This is a genomic window from Bacteroides sp. MSK.20.12 (assembly GCF_019052435.1).
In the GTDB taxonomy this organism is placed as follows: Bacteria; Bacteroidota; Bacteroidia; order Bacteroidales; family Bacteroidaceae; genus Bacteroides; species Bacteroides xylanisolvens.
In genome coordinates this window covers 14,855-38,244 of record NZ_JAHQVH010000044.1, presented here as the reverse complement: position 1 = coordinate 38,244, position 23,390 = coordinate 14,855, and the positions used below count along the sequence as shown (strand labels likewise).

The window sequence follows — 23,390 nt, the reverse complement described above, 5'->3', positions numbered from 1 at the left end:
AAGAATATTATTATGAAACAAAAATATCTGATAACAGGGTTGATGGTTGCCATATTTGCAGGCGGCATAACTTGCCTTACCTCTTGTGATGATGATCTTGTCATAAATAAAGCAATAGATGAGTCAGCATATACTGGCATTTATGAAAACAATGGATACTTGCGTGACGGAAAGTCCAATTTGTCCTCTAACGTAGTGGAGCTATACAAAGATACTTATACTACTTCTGTAAAAATGAGTCTTAGTAAAATGGCGAGTACCAGTACTTCTGCTCAAGTAATTATTGATGCAGACTATTTGGATACTTATAACAAAGAGCATGAAACCGATTTTGAATTGTATCCTGCGCACCTGGTTTCTTTTAAGAATGACGGGAAGCTTATTGTAGATGCACAAACAAAATCTGTTCAGACTGACATCACCATTCAGGCAGACGGCACTTTGAAAGAAGATAAAACCTATGCTTTACCTATAGCTCTTACCCACGTAAGTAGCGACATTACCATAAAAGATGAGAAAGCTGGTCATTGTATTTATTTGATAAAAGATATGAGAAAGCTGGGAAACACTTACAAAGGAGAAGATGTAGTAAAGTCATTTGTCTTCTTTGATGGTACAAATCCACTGAATGCTCTTTCTTTTCAACTGGAAAACGGAAAATTGCTGTGGGATGTAGTTTCCCCATTTGCTGCCAATATCAACTGGGATGCACAAGCCCAACGCCCTTATTTAAAATGTAATGCTTACATACAATATTTGCTAGACAATAATGAGAAATTTTTGCAACCACTTCGTAAACGTGGAACTAAAATAGTATTAGGGATACTTAGTAACGGGGATATAACAGGAGTGGCGCAACTTTCTAAACAAGGTGCCAAAGACTTTGCACGAGAACTAGCTCAGTATTGCAAAGCATATAATCTGGACGGGGTATGTTTTGATGACGAATATGAAGGCGCTTATGATCCGAATAATCCAGCATTAACAAAGCCTAGTGAGGAGGCTGCGGCACGTCTATGCTACGAAACAAAACAAGCAATGCCTGATAAAATCGTAGCGGTATATGCATTAAAAAGAATGTATAGTTCGAAGGCAACCGTTGTTGATGGAGTAACTATTAAAAACTGGATAGATATTGTAGTTGGTGATTATGGTAGAGATCCTTCTCAAGTTCCGTATGGGGACCTGACATCCAAAGAATGTTCCGGTCAATCCATGGAGTTTGTTAGAGGTACAGGTGGCGATTTACAGGGACAAAGACTGATAAACCAAGGTTCTGGATGGTTTATGGGCTTTTCACCGAAGCCGGAAAATTATGGTAATGTATTCCGGCGTCTGTCTGATGTGAAAACTCTGTATGGTTCTCCGTTACAAGCACCTACCGTGTTCTACAAGGACAATGATGCCACACCTTACCAATATCCCGATGATTTGCAATAATTTAAAAAACAATTGTAGAAATGAGAACACTTTATAGATTTTTCTTATTGTTGGCAGTCGGTTCGCTGACAGCCCTTTCTGGATGCGGCGAAGATGAAACTCCAAGTCTGGCTACCTATCCGGATAACAATTTTTCTCTTGTGGCGGAAGACGGAGAAGGTTCGGAAATAATAGTGAATGCCACCTATAATAATGAGGGTATATTAGAATTCGATAAACCCGCAATATTCACCTTTCGTTTTAACGCTTCACCCGAGGACGCAATAGTTACTTTTGAGCCAATCGGAGAAGATGTTGAGTTAAGTGATACCAAATTGATAATTCCGGCAGGCTATACGGATGCCAGTGTTACTTTGGGTGTAAAAAATATGGATGTTTTTCAATCTAATTACGATGAAGCTACCTGTGATTTAGGAGTGAGAGCTACTGTGCAAGGATATAAAATGCCATCTATTTCCTTGGAGGCAAAAGCTTTGATAAAGAAAGAGGCGTATGTAGCTACAGGTTTCTTGGAAGGAAAAGCCGGTAATAAAACTACATTCGAACATACTTATTTCAACGGAGAATTTAAGGACACGGAGCGGAATCTATATACATTCAGTGTACAGTTGGATCGTCCTGCTCGGAAAGATGTAAAGGTGAAACTTACAACGGAAGGACTGGATGACGAATACCTGAAAGACATTAGTATTACTCCTGCAGAAATTATAATTCCTGCTGGTGAAAAGACATCAGGAGATATTACTTGGGAGATTACTAATGACTTTTTGTTGCGTACATCGGACGACTCGTCAAACACATTAAATATCACAGCTGTTTTTGAATGTGAAGACCCGGTCTTTGTGCAGGACGAGAAGAGAAGTTCTTTCACTTTGAATATAAATAAATATATAAGGGGATTTGAACACATATCTTACAAACGGCCTTCCGGTTGGATAGAATGGTCCAAACAGGGTTGGTCTGTAGATGTGGAAGATAGTAGTGATTTTTATCAAAACGATGGTGGCGGTTCGCTTATTGATGGTGAAACCCAAGGTAACTATGAAGGTATATGTTCTGATGGAGATATTTCATTTACACTCGATATGGGAGAGGAGAAAACAATTACTGGAGTAGGTCTTGATTATATATATTATTATGCTCCTCAAAATGTACAATTATCAGTTTCTTCTGATGGAAACACATGGAATTATCTGGGAAAAGTAGCTACTGTTGATGAGAATGCCGATTACTATCAATTCATTGAACCTATAACTGCACGGTATGTGAAATTTGACCTTTTGTCTTCTTGGGGATGTGAGCTTTATGAAATATACGTCTTTAAGTAGTGTTGAGTCTAAAAAGAATGTAGGTTAAAGTTTGTATTTGAGAGGCTGTCTCAAGATTGTTTTTGAGTCAGCCTCTTTTTAATTGCTTTTTCAAAGAATGGGCAGGCGCTAACTTCTTTAAGTCTAACGTTTGCTCATGTTCCTAAATATTTGAATTAAATGCTACATAGTGAAACAAAATATCTATCATACTTTTACCAGTAAAAACGGGTTATCTATCATTGTGCAAAATAGCCGTATAAGGGTCATAATAGGTGTAAGATAGCTTGTTTTTGTTACAATGAAGCCATATAAATCTGATTATCGTGGCTTAATAATGTAACTGTAATGGCGATAAGTTTATAGCCCACGTATGTGTGCTGTACAGTCCGCATGTGTGGGCTGCACGGTTTACATACGTGGGCTGTACAGCCTGCACATGTGAACTATAGAAAGACAGCCGCTTCCAATAGATTATTAAGTAGTCAATACAGGTTATCATCCTATAAAGTGTGCATTCTTATGCCTTTAAATGGATACTCTCACCTAATGCTACACTAAATAGATATAGTATGGGTGTGATAGATACCCATTTTTTGCAATAAAAATATGATAGATGCATTTTCAAAAAGCTATCTGTCATACTTATTTATTTGGTAATTAGAAGATTATTAAAATGAATGATACTATGATAGATGTTTTTTACGCTATGTATTCAAACCTGTATCATTTTACTCATTTCCGTACGGTGTTGAAACTAACTTTTGATATGCTTGCCTTGTTTGGTCGAATAAAAGCAGCGAAAGATAATAAAAGCAATAGCCTGAAAGCAGACTTCTTTGCTTTCAGGCTATTACTTTCAGCCGGAATATTGATGAATAGTTACTTTCTGAAAAATACAGAAAGACTCAAACCAAGATTAGGGCTAAATTATCTCGCAAGGATTATTGTTGCTTAGAGAAAGAATAGGGCATATCTTCTTCTTTAGTTCCTCTATTCTGATTAGGTTGATTGCTCATTTCAACACTGATTGTACCTCCCTTGAGCAAATTTTCGTGGCGGAGATAATTTTTAGTGTAATCAGCACCATTGACATTCATCGAATTGACATAAAAATTCTTCTTACTGTTATTCGGAGCATCAATAACCAAACTATTGCCATTTTCAAAATGGAGTGTAGCTTTCTTGAATAACGGAGCACCTATAATATATTCATCCGTTCCCGGACAAACAGGATAGAAACCTAATGCCGAGAATACATACCAGGCAGAAGTTTGTCCGTTGTCCTCGTCGCCACAATAGCCGTCCGGAGTAGGAGAGTACATACGATCCATTACTTGACGCAACCAGTATTGGGCTTTCCAAGGTTGTCCTGCATAGTCATATAAATAAATCATGTGCTGAATCGGTTGATTGCCATGTGCATAGTTACCCATATTCATCACAGTCATTTCACGGATTTCATGAATCACTTGGCCGTAGTAGCTATCATCAAAAATAGGAGGTACGGCAAAAACAGAATCCATCATGGTGATAAACATCTCTTTTCCACCCATCAAGTCAATCAATCCTTGAGGATCGTGGAATACAGACCAAGTATAGTGCCAGCTATTTCCTTCCGTAAAAGCATCTCCCCATTTCAGCGGAGAGAAAGGAGATTGGAATGTACCATCTTCGTTGCGTCCACGCATTAACTTAGATTCCTTATCGAAAAGATTCTTGTAGTTCATGGCACGTTTTGCGAAAAGATTAATCTCTTTTTTCGGACGTTTAAGTTCCTTTGCCAGTTGGTAGATACACCAGTCATTGTATGCATATTCCAACGTGCGTGCGGCGTTCTCATTGATTTTTACATCGTATGGCACGTAGCCCAGTTTATTGTAATATTCATATCCCAGACGTCCTGTTGATGATACTTGTGGATGTACATTCTCCGTTCCGTGAATCAGCCCTTCATACAATGTTTTTATATCGTCCACTTTCACTCCTTTCATGTAAGCATCCACTAAGACAGAAGCAGAATTGTTACCAACCATACAGCCTCTGTGCCCCGGACTTGCCCATTCCGGGAAGAAACCGCTCTCTTTATATGTATTGATCAGACCTTCCTGCATTTCCTTGTTGACTGACGGGTACATTAGGTTCAATAACGGGAATAGGCAACGGAAAGTATCCCAAAAGCCTGTGTCGGTATACATATATCCCGGTAATACTTGCCCATTATAAGGACTGTAATGAACAGGTTGTCCGGTAGCATCCAGTTCGTAGAATTTGCGTGGGAAGAGCAATGAACGATATAAACAAGAATAGAATGTGCGATATTGGTCGAGATTGCCTCCTTCTACTTCTATCTTGCCTAACACTTGGTTCCACGCTTCTTTTCCTTTTTTGGCTAGCTGTTCGATATTATCTTTGCCCAACTCTTTCATATTCAAAGCTGCCTGTTCAAAACTGATGAAAGAAGAAGCAATTCTTGCATGTACTTGTTCGCCCTTATGTGTTTGGAAACCAATAATGGCTCCGGCATGATCTGTTGTCTGTTCGGTAACATTTTCCTGCAGATTGCCATTGGCTACCGTAGCTTTATAAGTGAAAGGCTTGTCGAATTCAATAATAAAGTAATTTTTTAAGTTTTCGGGAACTCCACCGCTGTTGCGGGTCGTGTAACCGATAATCTTGTTTTCTTCCGGAATAACCTTAATATACGATCCCTTATCAAAGGCATCCACTACAACATACGAATGATCGTTTTCCGGAAAAGTGAAACGGAAAAGAACGGCACGCTCGGTTGGAGCCATTTCTGTCACTACATCATGCTCTGCAAGATATACTTTATAATAATAAGGAGTGGCAGTTTCTCCTTTGTGGGCAAACCAACTGGCACGCTTCTCTTCATTGAATTCCGGTTTGCCTACTACAGGCATAATAGAGAATTGTCCGTAATCATTAATCCACGGACTGGGTTGATGTGTTTGTTTAAATCCACGAATCTTATTAGCCGTATAAGTGTATTGCCATCCGTCTCCCATCTTTCCTGTCTGTGGAGTCCAGAAATTCATCCCCCACGGACGGGCAATGGCCGGATAAGTATTACCAGTTGATAACTCGAAACTAGATTGAGAACCCATAAGCGGATTGATATACTGCGTCCAGTCTTTGGCTTTTGCAAAGACGATACAACTTAATGCACATACTAATAGGAGATACTTTTTCATGGTCTTATTTATTATTTATGGCTCAATCGAATCAGAAATCGATTGAGCCAATTTATTTTTCAAGGTTTTGTTTTTTTTATTCAATTTGAACAGCCTGTACCAACTCATTCCTCTTCTTTGGAGGAGAGAGCCGGAGAGAGGACTCCCCATTTCGTAGGATGATCGGTCATCTTGATTTCCATCATTCCTCCATTCGCAATATCCTGATGGTTAAAGAATGGAATGTTTAGAGCCTTACCGTTCAGCGATACACTTTCAATGTATTTATTCTTTTTCCCATTATTCTTTACTACAATACTGAAAGTCTTTCCTTCAGGCAGATTGATAACTGCTTTGTCGAAGGCAGGACGTCCGATGGAATATACCGGCTTGCCGGGACATACCTGATAGAATCCCATAGAGTTGAGTATATACCAGGCAGACATCTGACCGCAGTCCTCATTACCCGAAAGACCGTCTATACTGTTGGTATACTGACTTCGGTAAACGCTATCCACCAACTCTTGAGTTCTCCAAGGATGGTTAACGTAGTTATATAGATGGATCACATGATGACTTGGTTCGTTTCCATGTGCATATTGCCCGATAAGTCCGCTGATATCTGATGAGGTTGTCTCACCTTCAAGTGATGAATCGGCCGAGAATAAGGAATCGAGTTTCTGGACAAAAGCATCTTCTCCACCCATCAGATTGACTAATCCTTCTACATCATGCGGCACAAACCAAGTCCATTGCCAAGCTGTTCCTTCACAATAATCATCGCTGCGGTGAGTAGATGCACGCGGATTGAATGGAGTACGCCATTCACCTTTTGAGTCCAGTCCACGCATGAAGCGGATTGATTTGTCGAAATAAAATTCGTACGCCTTGGCAAAGCGTTCATACTTTGCTTTGGATTCAAAATCACTCATTGCTTCTGCAAAGATAGAGATACACCAGTCATCATACGCATATTCCAGAGCTTTGGCCACTGATTCGTTTTCGCGGTCACAAGGGATATATCCGATGGCATTCTTATAATATTTTGCTTTAGGCATGAGATGAGGCAATACCAAATCCGGACATTTGATGCCGGTAGTGTCATATTCGGCAGCACGCAGGCAGGCTTTATAAGCCTCTTTGGCATCAAAATTGCGATACCCTTTCATGTAGGCATCCACGATGACCGGAACAGCATGATAACCAATCATAGTGCCGGTGTAATTGGAAGCCAAGTCCCACATGGGGTATATCCCACCTTCCTGATGTTTCTTAATTAACGAATTGATAAAGTGATTATTCAAATCGGGATCAATGATAGTCATTAGCGGATGTAGCGCACGGAAAGTATCCCATAAAGAAAAGACAGTGTATATCGGATTAAGGGTGTCTCCTTGATGCACTTCAAGATCCATTCCTAAATAACGCCCGTCTGCATCAGTGAACAGATTTGGACTGATTCCCGTATGATAGAGGGCCGTGTAGAAGATGGCTTTATCTTCTTTATCGGAAGTTGTAATATCAATTTTGGAAAGATATTCATTCCATGCCGTACGTGCGTCTTTACGTACTTTCTCGAAATCCCATCCGGGAATTTCTGATTCAACGTTCTTCCGTGCACCGGCAATATCGACAGCGGACACACCTACTTTAACAAGAACCTGCTCGTCTTTACTGGTGTTGAAATGCAATAATGCTTTGCAGACAGGAAGCCGTTTGCCATTGTCCATGGTGATAGAATCCGTAACGAGCGTATAAGAGAATGGTTTGGAAAATTTAGCGTAGAAGTTGATATATTGGTCGAAAGCCCAATAAGTTGTTTTCTTGTGTCCACAGATTTCCGTATCGCTTATTACTTCTATTTCCATCTCGGAGTTAGTCTGTCGTTGCAGGCTGTAATCCAGGTCGATGATAAATCCGGATTCGGTGTTTTCGGGAAAAGTATAGCGATGGATTGCTCCTCGTTTGGTGGATGAAATTTCAGCTTTCACCTGGTAAGTATCAAGAAAGACAGAATAATATCCTGGTTCTGCGATTTCATTTTTATGTGAGAAAGAGGAAGCGTATGCTAGGCGTTGGCTTTGGGGATCGGTTGTACGATATTGTTGTTTACCCACAGTTGGCATGAGCAAGACATCTCCATAGTCGCAACAACCTGTACCGCTGACGTGGGTGTGTGAGAAGCCATTGATGGTAGAGTCGGCATAATAATAACCGGAACAAGCATCCCAACCATCGATCCGGGTGTCCGGACTGGGCTGAATCATCCCGTGGGGAACTACCGCTCCAGGGAAGGTATGACCATGTCCACCGGTACCGATGAAAGGGTTGACGTAAGCACTATAGTCTTTTACATTAGTGGGGGCTGTGCAGGAGCTAAGTGTGAATAAACCTCCTAAACATCCTACTATTAGGAATGTTTTTAATTTCATGGTATTAATAGCTTTTAAGTTTTAGCCGGTTCATCTTTTACTTCTTATTTGGGAGAAATGAAGATATTGTTTCCGACAATTTTATAATCAATAGGTATAGAGTTTTGCAATGATTTTAACACTGACTCGATATTCGATTTCCTTTTCAGTACACCGGAGTAAGTTTTACCCGTCTGAATGTCAGGAGACAGAATGATTTTCACATCATAGAAACGCTCCAGCGCTTTGGTGATGGTGAAGATATCTGCTTTTTGGAATGGAATCAGATTATCGTGCCAAACAGCATCCAACTTGGCATCCACTTGTTTCACGGTCAATCGTCCATTATTTTTGTTCAGTTCCGCACGTTGTCCCGGAGTGAGGATAATCTGCCCCTCTTCCTTATTGCCTTTTACTTCAATCTCACCTTCAATAAGTGTCGCCTCTGCTATTCGGCAACGTTTATCGGATTTTAAATTGAACGTAGTTCCCAATACGCGTACGCGTATTGCATCACTTTGAACGGTGAATGGCTTATGGCGGTTTTTGGTGACCTCAAAATAAGCTTCTCCTTCCAGGTAGACATTGCGTTCCTTTTCGGAGAACTCACGTGGATATTTCAAGGTTGCTGCATTGTTCAGCCAAACCTTGCTGCCATCCGGTAAGACTACCTCCTTAACAATGCCTTCGCTGGCTACTGCAACCATCATTTGTTGATTGTTTCCGTTTTGATAGAACCAATATCCGACTCCACCACCCATGACCAACATCACAGCAATCACTGCGGCATATTTCATCCAGCGATGCATGCTTAGTATTTTGCTCTGTTTACCTTTCTCTTCGTCCAGCTTTTTATAGAGTTGTTTTTCCGCACGAAGTATCCGTTGTTCATCAGTGTACTGGTCGAATTTACCCAAATGATAAATTTCTTCCATACGAAAGAGCTGGCGGGCATTTTCTTCCGATTCCTTCATCCAGGCATTGACCTCGATAAGCTCTTCTTCAGAACACTGTCCTGTCAGATATCTGTTTATTATTTCTTCACTCAGATTACTCATTTTCTTTTCCTTCATATTAGTAATACAATTCAAAACGCAAAAACACTTATTATAATCGCCATAAAAATAAGAAAAGAATCGTCCAAAGAGGATCAAGTCGGCCACGCAAGTATTTTAAAGCCTTATACATATGGGCTTCCACCGTGCGGAGTGAAACTCCGAGAATATCGGCTATTTCCTTGTTTTTCATATCATGCAGATAGCTAAGCTTGAAAACCTCTTTGCATTTATCAGGGAGCTCGTTAATTGCATCATGAATTTCCTTGCGGAGTTCCTTGTCTTCGATCCTCCGAATCACTTCGTTGTTATCCGGTTGATAGAATTCTGCGCGTCTTTGGTTGATTTCTTCCATGGCAACACAATAACCTTCTTCCACACTGCGGTGTTTCAAGACGTTAAGGGCACGGGTGTAAACGGCACGATAGAGAAAGGCCTGGATTTGGTCGCCTATCTCTATGTGGTCTTTCCGCTTCCATAATTCTACAAATACGTCCTGCACTACATCCTCTGCTTCTTCTTCTCCCACCAGACGGGTAGCATAGAAAATCAGGCTGGGATAGTACCGGCGAAATAGTGCTTTATAGGTTATATCGAAGTTTTCGTTCATTCTCTCAATTGGTTGTTCTGGTTTGGCTTATGGGTTATTTTCTTCGAATATGACTCCAATTGCTTTAGGGGTGTTACTCATTTCGAATTCGACAGTTGCTCCACTCATGATTTGCTCGTGAGTAAGATATGTTTTGTCATACGGTTTTCCATCTATTTTGATGGATTGGATATAGATATTTTCTTTGTTCACTTTGGGGGCCAGTACGGTGAAAGTCTTTCCATTCGCCAGATGTAATTGCATTTCCCGGAATAGGGGAGTACCTATCTCGTATTTTCCACTGACGGGATTGACGGGGTAGAATCCCATCGCACTGAATACATACCATGCTGACATCTGTCCGCAATCTTCGTTGCCACAAAGACCGGCAGGTTCGTTCTTGTAGAGCTCGTTCATCACTTTGGCTACATATTCTTGTGTACGATTTTCGTGTCCTATAGCATTGAACAGATAAATAACATGATGGCTCGGTTCATTGCCATGCGCATATTGTCCTATCATGCCCGTGCTGAAGATAGGTAGTTCGTCATCTGCTGCCGGATGATAGGTGAACATACTGTCCAGTTTTTCGGCAAATCGGTTTTTACCTCCTACAAGGTCGATCAGTCCGTTAATGTCATGCTGTACAGACCAAAAGTATTGCCATCCGTTGCTTTCGCAAATGTGTGGCGTATAGTCATCGGCTTTGAAGTCCTTGATAAAGGTGCCTTTGTCGTCACGTGGCTGCATGAAAGAAGTGGCGGGGTTATAAACATTCTTGTAATTTTGAGAACGTTTATAAAATTCGTCCGCAATGTCTTGTTTGCCCATCTTCTTCGCCATTTCGGCAATGCAATAGTCATCGAAAGCGTATTCCAGTGTTTTGGATAACGACCAGTTTTCTGCGTTGTAGTGGTCTGTTACGTTGTAAGGTATGTATCCTAATTCTTTGTAGAGTCCGATGCCGCGGTAATTATCCAGATTAGCCGTTGCTATGCAAGCATCCAAGGCTTTCTTTGCGTCGAAGTCGCCGATTCCTTTCAGATAGGCGTCTACAATAACAGGAACAGCATGATAACCGATCATCATGTCTGTTTCACTTCCGTAGAAGTTCCACACTGGCAGACGGCCATTCTGTTCGTAGAAGGCGATGAAGGATTTCACCATGTCGTTGACACGCTCGGGTTCGGTATAAGTAAAGAGCGGGTGGGCGGCACGGTATGTATCCCATAGAGAGAAAGTGCTATAATTAACCCAGCCGTCGGCTTGGTGCACTTTCTTATCGGGACCGTAGTAAGCTCCGTCTACATCACTGTAAATAGTTGGAGCAATCATTGAGTGATAGAGAGCGGTGTAGAAGTTTACTTTATCGTTCTCATTATCGCTTTTTATTTCAATCTTTCCGAGCTGGCGGTTCCAGTTTGCTTTTGTTTCCGCCAAGTATTTGTCGAAGTCATTTTCGGGGACTTCAGCTTGCAGGTTTTTGGCTGCTCCTTCCATGCTGACACCGGAAATGGCAGTGTTTACTAATATCTGTTCATCCTTTTGGGTATTGAAATCGAAGCGGGCGATAACAGCGGTGCCGATACGTTTGTTATCTTTGATGATGGCAGCTGTGTCCAGTTCCATTTTCTCAAAAGGCTTGGAGAATCGGGTGCGGAAATAGATGTGTTGATCGCGTGCCCAGCCGTCGGAGAAACGGTAACCTTGAATGGTGACGGAGTCTACGACTTCGATATGAGAATCGTTGGTAAAATCCCAGTTCATGGCTTTCTTCAGATTTAAGAAGATAGCAGATTGGGCTTCCGGAAACGTATAACGTTGGATACCACAACGCTCGGTGGCAGTCAGTTCGACGTTGATGTTATAATCAGTCAGGCGTACTTGATAATAACCGGCATGAGCACTTTCATCCTTGTGGGAGAATTTAGAATGGATGCCAAGTGGTGCTTCCGCTTCTTTGTAGGGAAGAGTGACAGGCATGAAAGAGATGTCATACAAATCTCCCGCTCCAGTGCCGGAGAGATGCGTGTGGCTGAAACCGGCAATCGTACTATCCGGATAGAAATAACCAGAGATACGGTCCCATCCGGGGAGTCCGTTGTCCGGGCTAAGTTGCACCATGCCGAAAGGAGCTTGGGCACCAGGATAAGTGTTTCCAGTGAAGTCTGTTCCGATAAATGGATTTACATAAGATGTGTAATCTATTTCGTGTTTCTCTTGCGTAGGGGTACAAGAAATGAGCATGCAGGTTAACAGCAGGCATAGATAAGCAGGTGTTCTCATCATTCTTTAGGTATTAGTGATTACTTATTTTATTTATTTGAAGGATAAGAAAAATAATTAATCTGGTCACAAAGGTAGAAAAAAACTGTGACAAGCCTAAATTATAAGCTAATATTTTTAGAAAGAGACAAATAGACTTCTATTTTTTACCGGGTTTGTTGGTTTTGGGGGGAGGGTAGGAAATATCCTTCCCCGATGCTTTTATAGGGGATTCAAAAGGGGATTCAAGCCGAAATTGTTGTTGGTGAATTCCCTTCTGTAAAATAGTGACGCTATCCGATGCAAATAGTGACGCTATATGCCAGCGATACCGTCACTATCCTGTGCATATACCGTCACTATTTTTTTTCTACATTAATAGGGAGTTTCTTATGTATTTATTCAGACGCGTCTAATTTAAATCTTTACGTAAAAGAGGTTGTCTATAAGTCTCTTTTTAACGATTTCACCCCTATCAGAACAAACTCTGACAGGGGTGATTTCTTTTTTTTCGGGGCTTGTTAGACAGCCTCTTTTATTTATTCTTAGATTCCTGCCAGCTCCAGTACTTTTTCAACTGCTGCCGGTAGTCCATCAGCATTTTTACCTCCTGCAGTAGCGAAGTGAGGTTGGCCACCGCCGCCACCTTGAATCAGTTTGGCAGCTTCTTTTACCAGATTACCAGCTTTCAAACCACCAGCAACCAAATTATCGCTAAGCATTACTGTCAGCATCGGTTTGCCATTGTCTGTACTTCCGGCTACGAAGAACAAGTTTTCTGTGATTTCACCCCGAAGTTGGAAAGCGATATTCTTCACTACTTCTGCCGGTAGTGGGGCACAGAACTTGATTACTTTGATACCGTGGATCTCTTGTACATTTTTCAGTAGTCTTTCCTTCAAAGCTGCTTCTTTCTCTTTCATGAAGTCTTCTACCTGCTTTTTCAATCCTGCATTTTCATCCAGATATTTACGGATTGCAATTCTCAAGTCAGGAGCATTGTTAAAGAGAGCCTTCAAGTCGCTAAGTGTATCTTGTATCGTATCCAGCATTTCTTCCACGCGTGCTCCGGTATAAGCTTCAATACGGCGAACGCCGGCAGCAACAGAACTTTCGGAGATGATTTTTACCATACCGATATTTCCGGTTGCAGCTACATGTGTACCACCACAGAACTCGATAGAAGTGCCGAACTGGATCACACGAACTCTGTCGCCATACTTTTCACCAAAGAGAGCGATAGCTCCCAACTCCTTAGCTTCCTCGATAGGAATATTGCGATATTCTTTCAATGGGATATTAGCGCGGATTCTTGCATTGACGATATGTTCAACTTTACGGATTTCTTCATCGGTCACTTTCTGGAAGTGAGAGAAGTCGAAACGCAATGAATCCGGTGTAACCAATGAACCTTTCTGTTCGATGTGTTCACCCAATACTTCACGTAAAGCAGCATCCAGCAAGTGGGTCGCCGAGTGATTGGCTGCACAGGCAGCACGTTTGTCGGTATCTACACAAGCCATCATCGGAGCTTCCGGATGTTCGGGTAGCTTTTTGGTAATATGTATCGGAAGATTATTCTCTTTCTTTGTGTCGACCACTTCAATCGTCTCGAACTCGCTCACCAATACACCTGTATCACCTACCTGACCACCACTTTCTGCATAGAACGGAGTATAGTCGAGTACAATCTGATACAATGTCTGGTTCTTTTGTTTGATCTGACGGTAACGAAGGATAGAAGCCTCGTATTCAGTGTAATCGTAACCAACGAATTCAGTAGTTCCTTCTTTCAGTACAATCCAGTCACCAGTTTCGATGGCGGCAGCATTACGTGCACGCTGTTTCTGTTGCTGCATTTCTTCATTGAACTCTTCAATGTTGACAGTCATTCCGTTTTCACGGAGAATCAGCTCTGTCAAGTCGAGCGGGAAACCGAATGTATCATACAAAGTAAAGGCATCTTTACCGCTGATTTCAGTTTTTCCATTGGCTTTGGTATCTTCCATTGTCTTATCCAATAAACGGATACCAGTTTCTAAAGTGCGGAGGAATGATTCTTCTTCTTCCTTGATTACTTTTTCAATCAGTGTCTTTTGTGCAACTAGTTCAGGATAAGCCTCTCCCATGTTATCAATCAATACAGGAAGCAACTTATACATAAATGCCTGTTTCTGTCCGAGGAAAGTATATCCGTAACGAACAGCACGGCGAAGGATACGGCGGATCACATAACCTGCCTTTGCATTAGACGGCAACTGACCATCTGTGATTGAGAATGCAATGGTACGGATATGGTCGGCAATTACACGCATTGCAATATCTTGCTGCTTGTCTTTTCCATATTCTGTACCCGACATTGCTGCAATAGCTTTCAACATTGGCTGGAATACGTCTGTGTCGTAGTTGGATGTTTTGCCTTGCAGAGCCATACAAAGACGTTCGAATCCCATACCGGTATCAATAACCTTGGCAGGAAGCGGCTCAAGACTGCCGTCTGTTTTGCGGTTGTATTGCATGAACACGAGGTTCCAGATTTCAATTACCTGCGGGTGATCGTGGTTTACGAGATCGCGACCGGAGATCTTGGCACGTTCTTCAGCAGGACGGAGGTCGATATGGATTTCGGAACAAGGTCCGCAAGGTCCTGTATCACCCATTTCCCAGAAGTTGTCGTGTTTGTTACCGTTGATGATGTGATCTTTCGGCAAGAACTGTTCCCAATAGGAAGCAGCTTCGTCGTCACGGCTCAATCCTTCTTCAGGACTTCCTTCAAATACGGTTGCATAGAGATGTTCCGGATTCAGTTTCAAGACTTCTACCAGATATTCCCATGCCCAGCTGATCGCTTCTTTCTTGAAGTAATCGCCGAACGACCAGTTACCAAGCATTTCAAACATGGTGTGGTGGTACGTATCGTGTCCTACTTCTTCCAGGTCATTATGCTTTCCGCTTACACGCAAACATTTTTGCGAGTCCGCGACTCTTTGGTATTTCGCCGGATGGTTACCCAAAATAATATCTTTAAACTGGTTCATACCCGCGTTCGTAAACATCAGGGTAGGGTCATCTTTAATCACCATCGGAGCCGAGGGAACGATGTGGTGTCCTTTCGACTCAAAGAAATTCTTGAATGAATCTCTGATCTCTTTTGCAGTCAACATATAATGAAGAATTATGATTTATGAATTATGAATTATGGGCTGTGGGATATGAGAGAGGGGAGGAATCCCCAATAAATCATAAATCACAACTCATAAATTCGTAAAAACTGTGCAAAGATAGCTTGTTTTTATTACTTTTGCCGTATTAACAAGCGAAATATTTCCAAAAAGATGCGCAAAGTATACTACATCTATAATCCACAGACCCAGACTTATGATCGAATTTACCCTACCGTACGGCAGCGTGCGCTTAGTATCCTGCGTCGGCTTTTCTATGGAATGGGGTTGGGAGCAGGTTGCTTTATTGTATTGCTTTTGATTTTTGGTTCTCCGTCGGAGAAGGAATTAAGAATTGAAAACAGCCGTCTTTTGGCGCAGTACAATGTGCTTTCCCGGCGTTTGGATGACGCTATGGGGGTGCTTCAGGATATTCAGCAACGTGACGATAATCTGTATCGGGTGATTTTACAGGCAGATCCTGTTTCTCCGGCTATTCGTCAGGCTGGTTATGGCGGGACGAACCGTTACGAAGAACTGATGGATTTGGCGAATGCCAAGCTGGTGGTGAACACGACTCAAAAGTTGGATGTGCTTTCCAAAAGGCTTTATATCCAGTCGAAATCTTTCGATGATGTGATTGATATGTGTAAGAACCATGATGAGATGCTGAAATGTATTCCGGCCATACAGCCTATTTCGAATAAAGATCTTCGTCAGACAGCATCCGGTTATGGTACACGTATTGACCCTATTTATGGTACGACAAAGTTCCATGCAGGCATGGACTTCTCTGCTCATCCGGGAACGGATGTTTATGCTACCGGAAACGGAACAGTGGTGAAAGTGGGATGGGAAACCGGATACGGTAATACCATTGAGATAGATCATGGTTTCGGGTATCTCACTCGGTATGCTCACTTGCAGGGATTTAATACGAAAGTCGGAAAGAAAGTGGTACGTGGTGAGATTATCGGAAAAGTGGGTAGTACAGGAAAAAGTACCGGCCCGCATTTGCATTATGAAGTGTACGTGAAAGGGCAGGTAGTAAATCCGGTCAATTATTATTTCATGGATTTGAGTGCCGAAGATTATGAAAAGATGATTCAGTTGGCAGCCAATCATGGTAAAGTATTCGATTAAAATCTTAAAACAGGAGTGTTATGCTTAATACAGATAAAGAATTGAAGCTATATTATTCAATAGGAGAGGTTGCCGATATGTTCGGAGTCAATCCGTCATTGCTCCGTTTTTGGGAAAAGGAATTTCCGCAAATCTCTCCTAAGACAGCAGGAAGAGGAATACGTCAGTACCGCAAAGAAGACGTAGAAACGATCGGTCTTATCTATCATTTGGTAAAAGAAAAAGGCATGACACTTCCCGGTGCCCGGCAACGTTTGAAGGATAATAAAGAAGCTACGGTTCGTAATTATGAGATTGTAAATAAGCTGAAAGCGATAAAAGAAGAGCTTTTGGCTATTAAACGCGAATTGGATGGACGGGAGTAGAATAACGTTGATCGATAACGAATGTGTCGATCAATGTTATTCTTCTACGCGGCTCACCTGTTTGATATTCTGTATTTTCTTCAGATTGTTACAGATGGTTTTCACATCATCCACGTCATGTACCCATAACTGAATTTTTCCTTCAAAGATACCATCTTCGGTTTCGATGGTTAGCTTACGGATATTTACATTGAGTTGTCTGGAGATAACCTGGGTGACTTCATTCAAAAGTCCCATGCTGTCTATACCTTTTATATATATATATACCAGGAAAGATAGTTCTTTGTGTGTATCCCATTCTGTTGCTAATATACGGTTGCCATAACTGCTCTTCAGTTTGGCGGCAACAGGACATTGGCGTTTGTGGATAATGATCCGGTCGTTTTCATCCACATATCCCAATACGTCATCACCGGGAATAGGATGGCAACATTCGGCCATGATGTATTTCTTCTGCAAACTTTCTTCCGTCAGTTTGAGCACTTGCTTCGGATTGATTTTTTCTTTTTCTTGCGGCTCTTTTTCTTCTTGCTTCTCTTTATTGTTGCCGAAAGAGAAAGTCAGATATTTCTTCCAGTTACTGGTTTGCTTTTCTTTCAGTTCATTCTTGTCCGCTTCTCCCAGAATGATTGCTTTACTGCCAATGGCAGCCAACAATTCTTCTTCATTTTTTGCATTATGCAGTCTACGCAGTTTCTCGATAACGGCTTCTTCAGGGCGGATTTCCTCTTTTTTCAAAAACTCGTTAAGGATTTCTTCACCTATCTTCTGGTTTGCTTTACGCTCTTTGCGGAGGATGGCTGCTATCTTGGCACGGGCACGGGCAGTGGTTGCAAAAACTTCCCATTGCGGTTGCACACGTTGCGATTTTGAAGTCAGGATCTCAACCTGGTCACCACTTTGCAATTTATGGCTTAACGGAACTAATTTGTGGTTGACTTTGGCACCAATACAATGGCTGCCAATATCCGTATGCAGGGAAAACGCGAAGTCGAGAGCCGTAGAATTCTGCGGCATAGTCTTCAGTTCACCTTTGGGAGTGAACACAAATATTTCAGAAGCAAATAAATTAAGTTTGATGGTATCCAGAAAATCAATGGCATCCGGTTGCGGATCATCCAATATCTCCTTAATGGTTTTCAACCATTTTTCCAACTCTCCTTCATCTTCGCTGCCTCCTCCTTCTTTGTATTTCCAGTGAGCGGCGAAACCTTGTTCGGCAACGTCATTCATTCGTTCACTACGAATCTGGACTTCAATCCATTGTCCGTTATTACCCATCAGGGTGACATGCAATGCCTGATAACCATTTGCTTTAGGATGGCTCACCCAGTCGCGCAGACGGTCCGGATGAGGCTTGTATATCTTGGAGATGGAAACGTAAATGTCGAAACAGTCGTTGAGTTCTTCTTCTATGTTACGTGGCTCGAAGATGATACGGACAGCTAGTAGATCAAATATTTCTTCAAAAGGAACATGCTTGGTCTGCATTTTGTTCCAGATAGAATAGATTGATTTTACGCGGGCAAGTATCCGGTATTTTAATCCCATCTTATCCAACTGTGTACGGATAGGAGCAGTGAAGTCGTTGAAAACTTTGTCGCGTTCGGCAGCTGTGGCATTCAACTTCTCTTCTATTTCCGCATATTCTTCGGGATGTTCATATTTGAAGCTTAGATTCTCAAGCTCTGTTTTTATTTTATAGAGACCCAGGCGGTTGGCGAGTGGCGCATAGATGTAAAGCGTTTCGCCTGCAATCTTATATTGCTTGTTGGGCAACATGGAACCGAGGGTACGCATGTTGTGCAAACGGTCGGCTATCTTGATAAGAATTACCCGGATATCGTTCGACATAGTGAGCAGTAACTTCTTGAAGTTCTCTGCTTGTGCTGAAGCACGGTCACCGAAAATTCCGCCGGATATCTTGGTCAGTCCGTCCACAATTTGGGCAATCTTCGGGCCAAAGATATTTTCAATGTCTTCTACTGTGTAATCAGTGTCTTCTACTACATCATGCAACAAGGCCGCACATATAGAAGTTGAACCCAGGCCGATCTCATTACATACAATACTTGCAACGGCAATCGGGTGCATAATATAAGGTTCGCCCGAACGACGTTTGATACCTTTATGCGCCTGATTGGCGAAGTTGAAAGCCTTCGTAATGATTTCAACCTTTTTGCGATGTTTAGTGTTGAGATAATCATTCAGTAGTTCGTGGAACGCCTGATTGATCATCTCTTCATCACTTATTTCTTTAGGGGGCAGATTATCCATAATTGTTATCCTTTCACTTGCTTAGTTCTGCAAAAATAAGCAAATTTCCGAACGATGCAAGCAGGAAGCTGTTTATTTGTATATTTTCAATCGTTTTCCTGCAGCAATTTTGGTGTTGGACATTCCATTCCACCTTTGTATATCCTTAATTGTGACGCCATACTTTCCGGCGATAGTTGACAAAGTGTCTCCACTTTTTATTGTGTAGTAGGTCAGTTTGCCTTTACCGGCAACAGCTGCTGTCGTTTTGCGGGTTGAGGGGGTAATTTCCTTTACTGCAACGGTTTTTCGGTTGCGGAACAATTCGTCGGCACGATGTGCGTAAATTGTGTCTTGCTTATCTATAAAGGTACTGATAGCATCGATAGGAAGTCTTAAAGTATAAGGCTTGCTGTCACCCGGAATCATGTGCTTCTTATATTGCGGATTCAAGCTCTTGATTTGATCCAAAGGTACGTTGCAAAGATCAGCAATCTGTTCGAAGTGCAGATTTTTGTTCACTTGTACTGTGTCGGTACTTGCCGGGATATTTGTTTCCATCGGACAAATATTATGGTCACAATAGTAAGTCATCACATAATTAGCGGCGATAAAGGCAGGTACGTAACCACGTGTCTCTTTAGGCAGGTAATTATAAATTTTCCAGTAATCCGTTTCGCCATTGGCACGGCGGATTGCCTTGTTGATAGTACCGGGCCCACAGTTATAAGCAGCAATCACAAGATTCCAGTCTCCATAGATATCGTACATTTCTTTGAGATAACGTGCGGCAGCCCAAGTTGCTTTAATCGGGTCGCGTCGTTCATCTACCAGGCTGTTTGATTCCAAGCCATAGATCTTACCTGTACCGATCATAAATTGCCACAGACCGGAAGCGCCTGCGCGCGACACGGCAGAGGGGTTCAGTGCAGATTCGATAATCGGGAGATATCTAAGTTCCAGTGGAAGTCCGTATGCATCCAATGCTTCTTCAAAAATCGGCATATAGAAGTTGCAGGCACTCAACATGAAAGAAACCTGATTACGCAAGCGTCCTGCATACATATCGATGAATTTGCGGATAATATCATTATAAGGCATTTCCATGATAGCCGGAATGCGTGACAAGCGGTCGATATAGACAGAGTCGCTGAATAAAGGGTTGATTTCAGCTGTACTGCAATCTTTGCCTAAGTCAATATAATTTTTGGCTTTCCAGTCGTTCAACAGACTGTCAAGTGGATATGTCATACTTTTAGGCAGGTCGATGCTTTCTTTGCGTTCAGTTCCATTTTCACGAATCACTACATCTACACTTTGCGCTTTTACCTGCGACGTTGCCACCAGTAAAAGAAAAATAATCGAACAATAGTTAACTAATTTCTTCATGCTTCAATAATAAGATCAATCTAAATTGTGTTTTTAAAATCGTAATACGCATTGCAGACCAACCGACTTGCTTTTTAAACTGCTGGAGCGGAACTGATTGTTATTGTCGATTACAGCCGGTTCTACTTTCATACTCAAGTCGGGGGTTATATCGAAGTTGGACAACTCTGCATCTACATAAGCGTCGATGATAGAGATCAGGTAAACTCCGATAAAAGCAAATATACTAAGGTCCCGATAACGACGGAACATATCTTTTCTTCGTTTTAGTGTGTTTTTTAGCTGCTCCTCATTATAAGTGGAGTTCGGGGGCAACAAATCTTCGTAACTTTTCGTATTCGGATTGCTGTCCATAATGTCCAGATAGGCTTGCGAATAGTCTTTGTACATCTTACCGTTCCAACTTAAGGCGTAAGCACAACCAGCAAATCCTCCATATATAATAGGTAATTTCCAGTATTTACGGTTGTAAATCTGTCCTCCACCGGGGAATACGACTGCCAACCACGTTGCTTTGGTCGGATTCGGGATAAATATTTTCTTGTTAATATCTTGAGCAGGTGGCGGCACAGTGTCGGTCTTTACAACAATGGAGGCAGGTTGCTCTATCTTTTTCAGCTCTTTCTTGTTGGCTGCATCCAAGCTGTCCGCTATCTGTATTTTAGCAGCTGACAAACTGTCGATGGCCGGAAGTTCTTTGGATGGTATGATTTGGATAGAATCCTTCTTCACCGAGTCCTGTATAATCGGATCACGATGCCTTCGTGCACGGGCTTTCGGCGCTTCGCGCTGTATGATTGTTGTATCTTTCCGTGCCGGAGTAATAGTGGATTGTGCATACACATCAATCCCTGCCACCTGTAAAAAACAGAGAAGCAGGGCGCTGACTAGTAACTGATATTTCTTACTTTTTCTTGTCATTTACTTCTTTAGCGTATCGAAGATTTCCATGATACGTTCCAGTTCCTCCTCGTTACCGAAAGGAATACTGATCTTGCCTTTTCCCTTTTCAGAGCAGGTGAGTTGTACCTTGGTGTTGAAAAAGCCGGAGAGTTGTTGCTTCAATAAGTTGAATTCTTCAGGAAGTTTGCCACGTTTGGGTGTTATTTTCCGTGTGCCGCTTTTCACAGCTTCTCCTTCGCTTAATGATTTAACAATTTCTTCTACTTTGCGGACTGAATATCCGTGTTCTTGTATTTCTTCGAATATTTTAACTTGTAGTTTAGGGTCGCCTAATGAAATCAGTGCACGGGCATGTCCCATGTCCAACTGCTTGTTTTGCAGGGCCATCTGTATAGGAGCCGGCAATTTCAGCAAGCGCAGGTAGTTGGCGATCGTCGTTCGTTTCTTTCCGATACGTTCGCTAAGACGTTCCTGTGTCAGTTCGTACTGATCGAGCAGATGCTGGTAGGCAAGTGCGATTTCTACGGCATTCAGGTCTTCACGCTGGATATTTTCAATCAGCGCCATTTCCATCATGTTTTCGTCGTCGGCAGTGCGTATATAGGCAGGGATTGTTTTTAGTCCTGCTCTTTGTGACGCACGATAACGACGTTCTCCCGCGATGATCTGATACTCATCGTCCGAGAGTTTGCGTAAAGTGATAGGTTGGATGATACCGATTTCCGCAATGGAATCAGCCAGTTCCTGCAATGCTGTTTCGTCAAACTCACGGCGGGGCTGGTTGGGATTGACAGTAATCTTTGCCAGCTCTATTTCATTAATGGAAGAAGACCCTTCGGTTTTCACATCATCCATTGAGAGCAAGGCGTCGAGACCACGTCCTAATGTATTTCTTTTTTGTGTTGCCATATCTTCTTCTTTCTTTTATTTATTTCGGTTGATAATCTCTTTAGCAAGAGCCAGGTGGTTTTTTGCGCCGGTAGATTCCGCATCGTAAAGGATGGTCGGGACACCGTAGCTGGGAGCCTCGCTCAATTTCACATTTCGTTGAATAACGGTGTTGAACACCAGTTCCTGGAAATGACGTTTCACTTCGTCGTAAATCTGATTAGCCTGACGCAGACGAGAGTCATACATTGTCAGTAAGAAACCTTCGATTTCTAAAGCCGGATTCAGTTTCGACTTGATGATTTTGATGGTATTCAACAATTTGCTGATACCTTCAAGAGCAAAATATTCAGCTTGAACGGGGATAATCACGGAGTCGGCTGCCGTCAGGGCATTGATCGTGATCAGTCCTAATGAAGGCGAACAGTCTATCAGGATATAGTCATATTCTTTCTTCAAAGGTGTGAGTACTTCTTTTAGTATCTTTTCTCGGTTTGGGAGGTTCAGCATTTCAATCTCTGCTCCTACGAGATTGATGTGCGAAGAGATTACTTTCAAAGAATCAATCTCCGTATCAAGGATAGCGTCCTGTACGTTGGCTCTGTCAATAATACATTCATAGATAGTGCATTCCGACTGCTTGATGTCTACTCCCAGACCGGAAGAGGCATTAGCTTGCGGGTCGGCATCTACTACGAGTACCTTTTTTTCCAGTGTAGCAAGTGAAGCTGCGAGATTAATCGTAGTCGTTGTCTTTCCTACACCGCCTTTTTGATTGGCCAAAGCAATAATTTTTCCCATATTCTCTAAATTTATTGGCAGCGAAATAAGTGATAAATCCTTAGAGCGCCTACGAAAAAAGAGAAACTTTGCAATTTCTGTTGATAAGTCGCCTGTTTTGTTAATAACTGTCGGACGAAACGGTTACCAAACTTCGACAGGTTCATCATCTACCTTTCTCTTTATGAGCTTGCAAATATACATATTTATATTGGATATTTATTTCTTTTTTTGCTCGCTTGCA

Annotated in this window: 16 protein-coding genes; 5 read left to right on the top strand and 11 right to left on the bottom strand. The window is 42.0% G+C overall.

Annotated elements, in window-relative coordinates:
• Positions 1-12: 12 nt before the first annotated feature.
• The 3 genes from KTR06_RS19305 to KTR06_RS19295 all read left to right on the top strand — a co-directional run bounded on the left by KTR06_RS19305 (position 13) and on the right by KTR06_RS19295 (position 3,705).
• Positions 13-1,440: a BT_3987 domain-containing protein gene (locus KTR06_RS19305; RefSeq protein ID WP_120067209.1), complete on the top strand. Its 1,428-nt coding sequence runs from the start codon at positions 13-15 to the stop codon at positions 1,438-1,440.
• A 20-nt stretch (positions 1,441-1,460) separates the two neighbouring features.
• On the top strand, positions 1,461-2,768 hold the full coding sequence (locus tag KTR06_RS19300) for a DUF4989 domain-containing protein (protein WP_120067208.1): 1,308 nt from the start codon (positions 1,461-1,463) through the stop codon (positions 2,766-2,768).
• Between the two features lie 655 nt (positions 2,769-3,423).
• On the top strand, positions 3,424-3,705 hold the full coding sequence (locus tag KTR06_RS19295) for a hypothetical protein (RefSeq protein ID WP_120067207.1): 282 nt from the start codon (positions 3,424-3,426) through the stop codon (positions 3,703-3,705).
• Here KTR06_RS19295 and KTR06_RS19290 read toward each other — a convergent pair.
• The 6 genes from KTR06_RS19290 to alaS all read right to left on the bottom strand — a co-directional run bounded on the left by KTR06_RS19290 (position 3,692) and on the right by alaS (position 15,425).
• Positions 3,692-5,962, bottom strand: a complete 2,271-nt coding sequence (locus KTR06_RS19290) for a GH92 family glycosyl hydrolase (protein WP_215710245.1) — start codon at positions 5,960-5,962, stop codon at positions 3,692-3,694. The genes KTR06_RS19295 and KTR06_RS19290 overlap by 14 nt on opposite strands.
• Positions 5,963-6,066: 104 nt before the next feature.
• A complete protein-coding gene (locus KTR06_RS19285) occupies positions 6,067-8,373 on the bottom strand; it encodes a GH92 family glycosyl hydrolase (RefSeq protein ID WP_217290715.1) in 2,307 nt (768 codons plus the stop codon).
• Between the two features lie 44 nt (positions 8,374-8,417).
• Positions 8,418-9,425: a FecR family protein gene (locus KTR06_RS19280; RefSeq protein ID WP_004301377.1), complete on the bottom strand. Its 1,008-nt coding sequence runs from the start codon at positions 9,423-9,425 to the stop codon at positions 8,418-8,420.
• Between the two features lie 34 nt (positions 9,426-9,459).
• A complete protein-coding gene (locus tag KTR06_RS19275; protein ID WP_004310994.1) occupies positions 9,460-10,017 on the bottom strand; it encodes an RNA polymerase sigma-70 factor in 558 nt (185 codons plus the stop codon).
• Between the two features lie 27 nt (positions 10,018-10,044).
• The gene (locus KTR06_RS19270) at positions 10,045-12,282 is read right to left on the bottom strand and encodes a GH92 family glycosyl hydrolase (protein WP_217290717.1); all 2,238 of its coding nucleotides are present in this window, start codon (positions 12,280-12,282) and stop codon (positions 10,045-10,047) included.
• Between the two features lie 524 nt (positions 12,283-12,806).
• Positions 12,807-15,425 carry an alanine--tRNA ligase gene (alaS, locus tag KTR06_RS19265; RefSeq protein ID WP_151940044.1) on the bottom strand — a complete coding sequence of 873 codons (2,619 nt, stop codon included), beginning with the start codon at positions 15,423-15,425 and terminating at the stop codon, positions 12,807-12,809.
• 171 nt (positions 15,426-15,596) lie between these two features.
• Here alaS and KTR06_RS19260 point away from each other — a divergent pair, with 171 nt between their 5' ends.
• Together KTR06_RS19260 and KTR06_RS19255 are read left to right on the top strand one after the other, a co-directional pair.
• Positions 15,597-16,565 carry a M23 family metallopeptidase gene (locus KTR06_RS19260; protein ID WP_004315137.1) on the top strand — a complete coding sequence of 323 codons (969 nt, stop codon included), beginning with the start codon at positions 15,597-15,599 and terminating at the stop codon, positions 16,563-16,565.
• Positions 16,566-16,585: 20 nt separating this feature from the next.
• On the top strand, positions 16,586-16,930 hold the full coding sequence (locus KTR06_RS19255) for a MerR family transcriptional regulator (protein ID WP_004301384.1): 345 nt from the start codon (positions 16,586-16,588) through the stop codon (positions 16,928-16,930).
• Between the two features lie 36 nt (positions 16,931-16,966).
• On the opposite strand, the gene KTR06_RS19250 is transcribed toward KTR06_RS19255, so the two are convergent.
• The 5 genes from KTR06_RS19250 to KTR06_RS19230 all read right to left on the bottom strand — a co-directional run bounded on the left by KTR06_RS19250 (position 16,967) and on the right by KTR06_RS19230 (position 23,167).
• The gene (locus KTR06_RS19250) at positions 16,967-19,207 is read right to left on the bottom strand and encodes a bifunctional (p)ppGpp synthetase/guanosine-3',5'-bis(diphosphate) 3'-pyrophosphohydrolase (RefSeq protein WP_118407795.1); all 2,241 of its coding nucleotides are present in this window, start codon (positions 19,205-19,207) and stop codon (positions 16,967-16,969) included.
• Between the two features lie 72 nt (positions 19,208-19,279).
• Positions 19,280-20,575, bottom strand: a complete 1,296-nt coding sequence (locus KTR06_RS19245; RefSeq protein WP_008020625.1) for a lytic transglycosylase domain-containing protein — start codon at positions 20,573-20,575, stop codon at positions 19,280-19,282.
• Positions 20,576-20,608: 33 nt separating this feature from the next.
• The gene (locus KTR06_RS19240; RefSeq protein ID WP_015532347.1) at positions 20,609-21,496 is read right to left on the bottom strand and encodes a DUF5683 domain-containing protein; all 888 of its coding nucleotides are present in this window, start codon (positions 21,494-21,496) and stop codon (positions 20,609-20,611) included.
• Positions 21,497-22,387 (bottom strand): ParB/RepB/Spo0J family partition protein, encoded by an 891-nt coding sequence (locus tag KTR06_RS19235; RefSeq protein ID WP_117810483.1) that lies wholly within the window; start codon positions 22,385-22,387, stop codon positions 21,497-21,499.
• A 15-nt stretch (positions 22,388-22,402) separates the two neighbouring features.
• Entirely contained in the window at positions 22,403-23,167 is a 765-nt protein-coding gene (locus tag KTR06_RS19230; RefSeq protein ID WP_004301394.1) for a ParA family protein, read from the bottom strand.
• Positions 23,168-23,390: the final 223 nt, after the last annotated feature.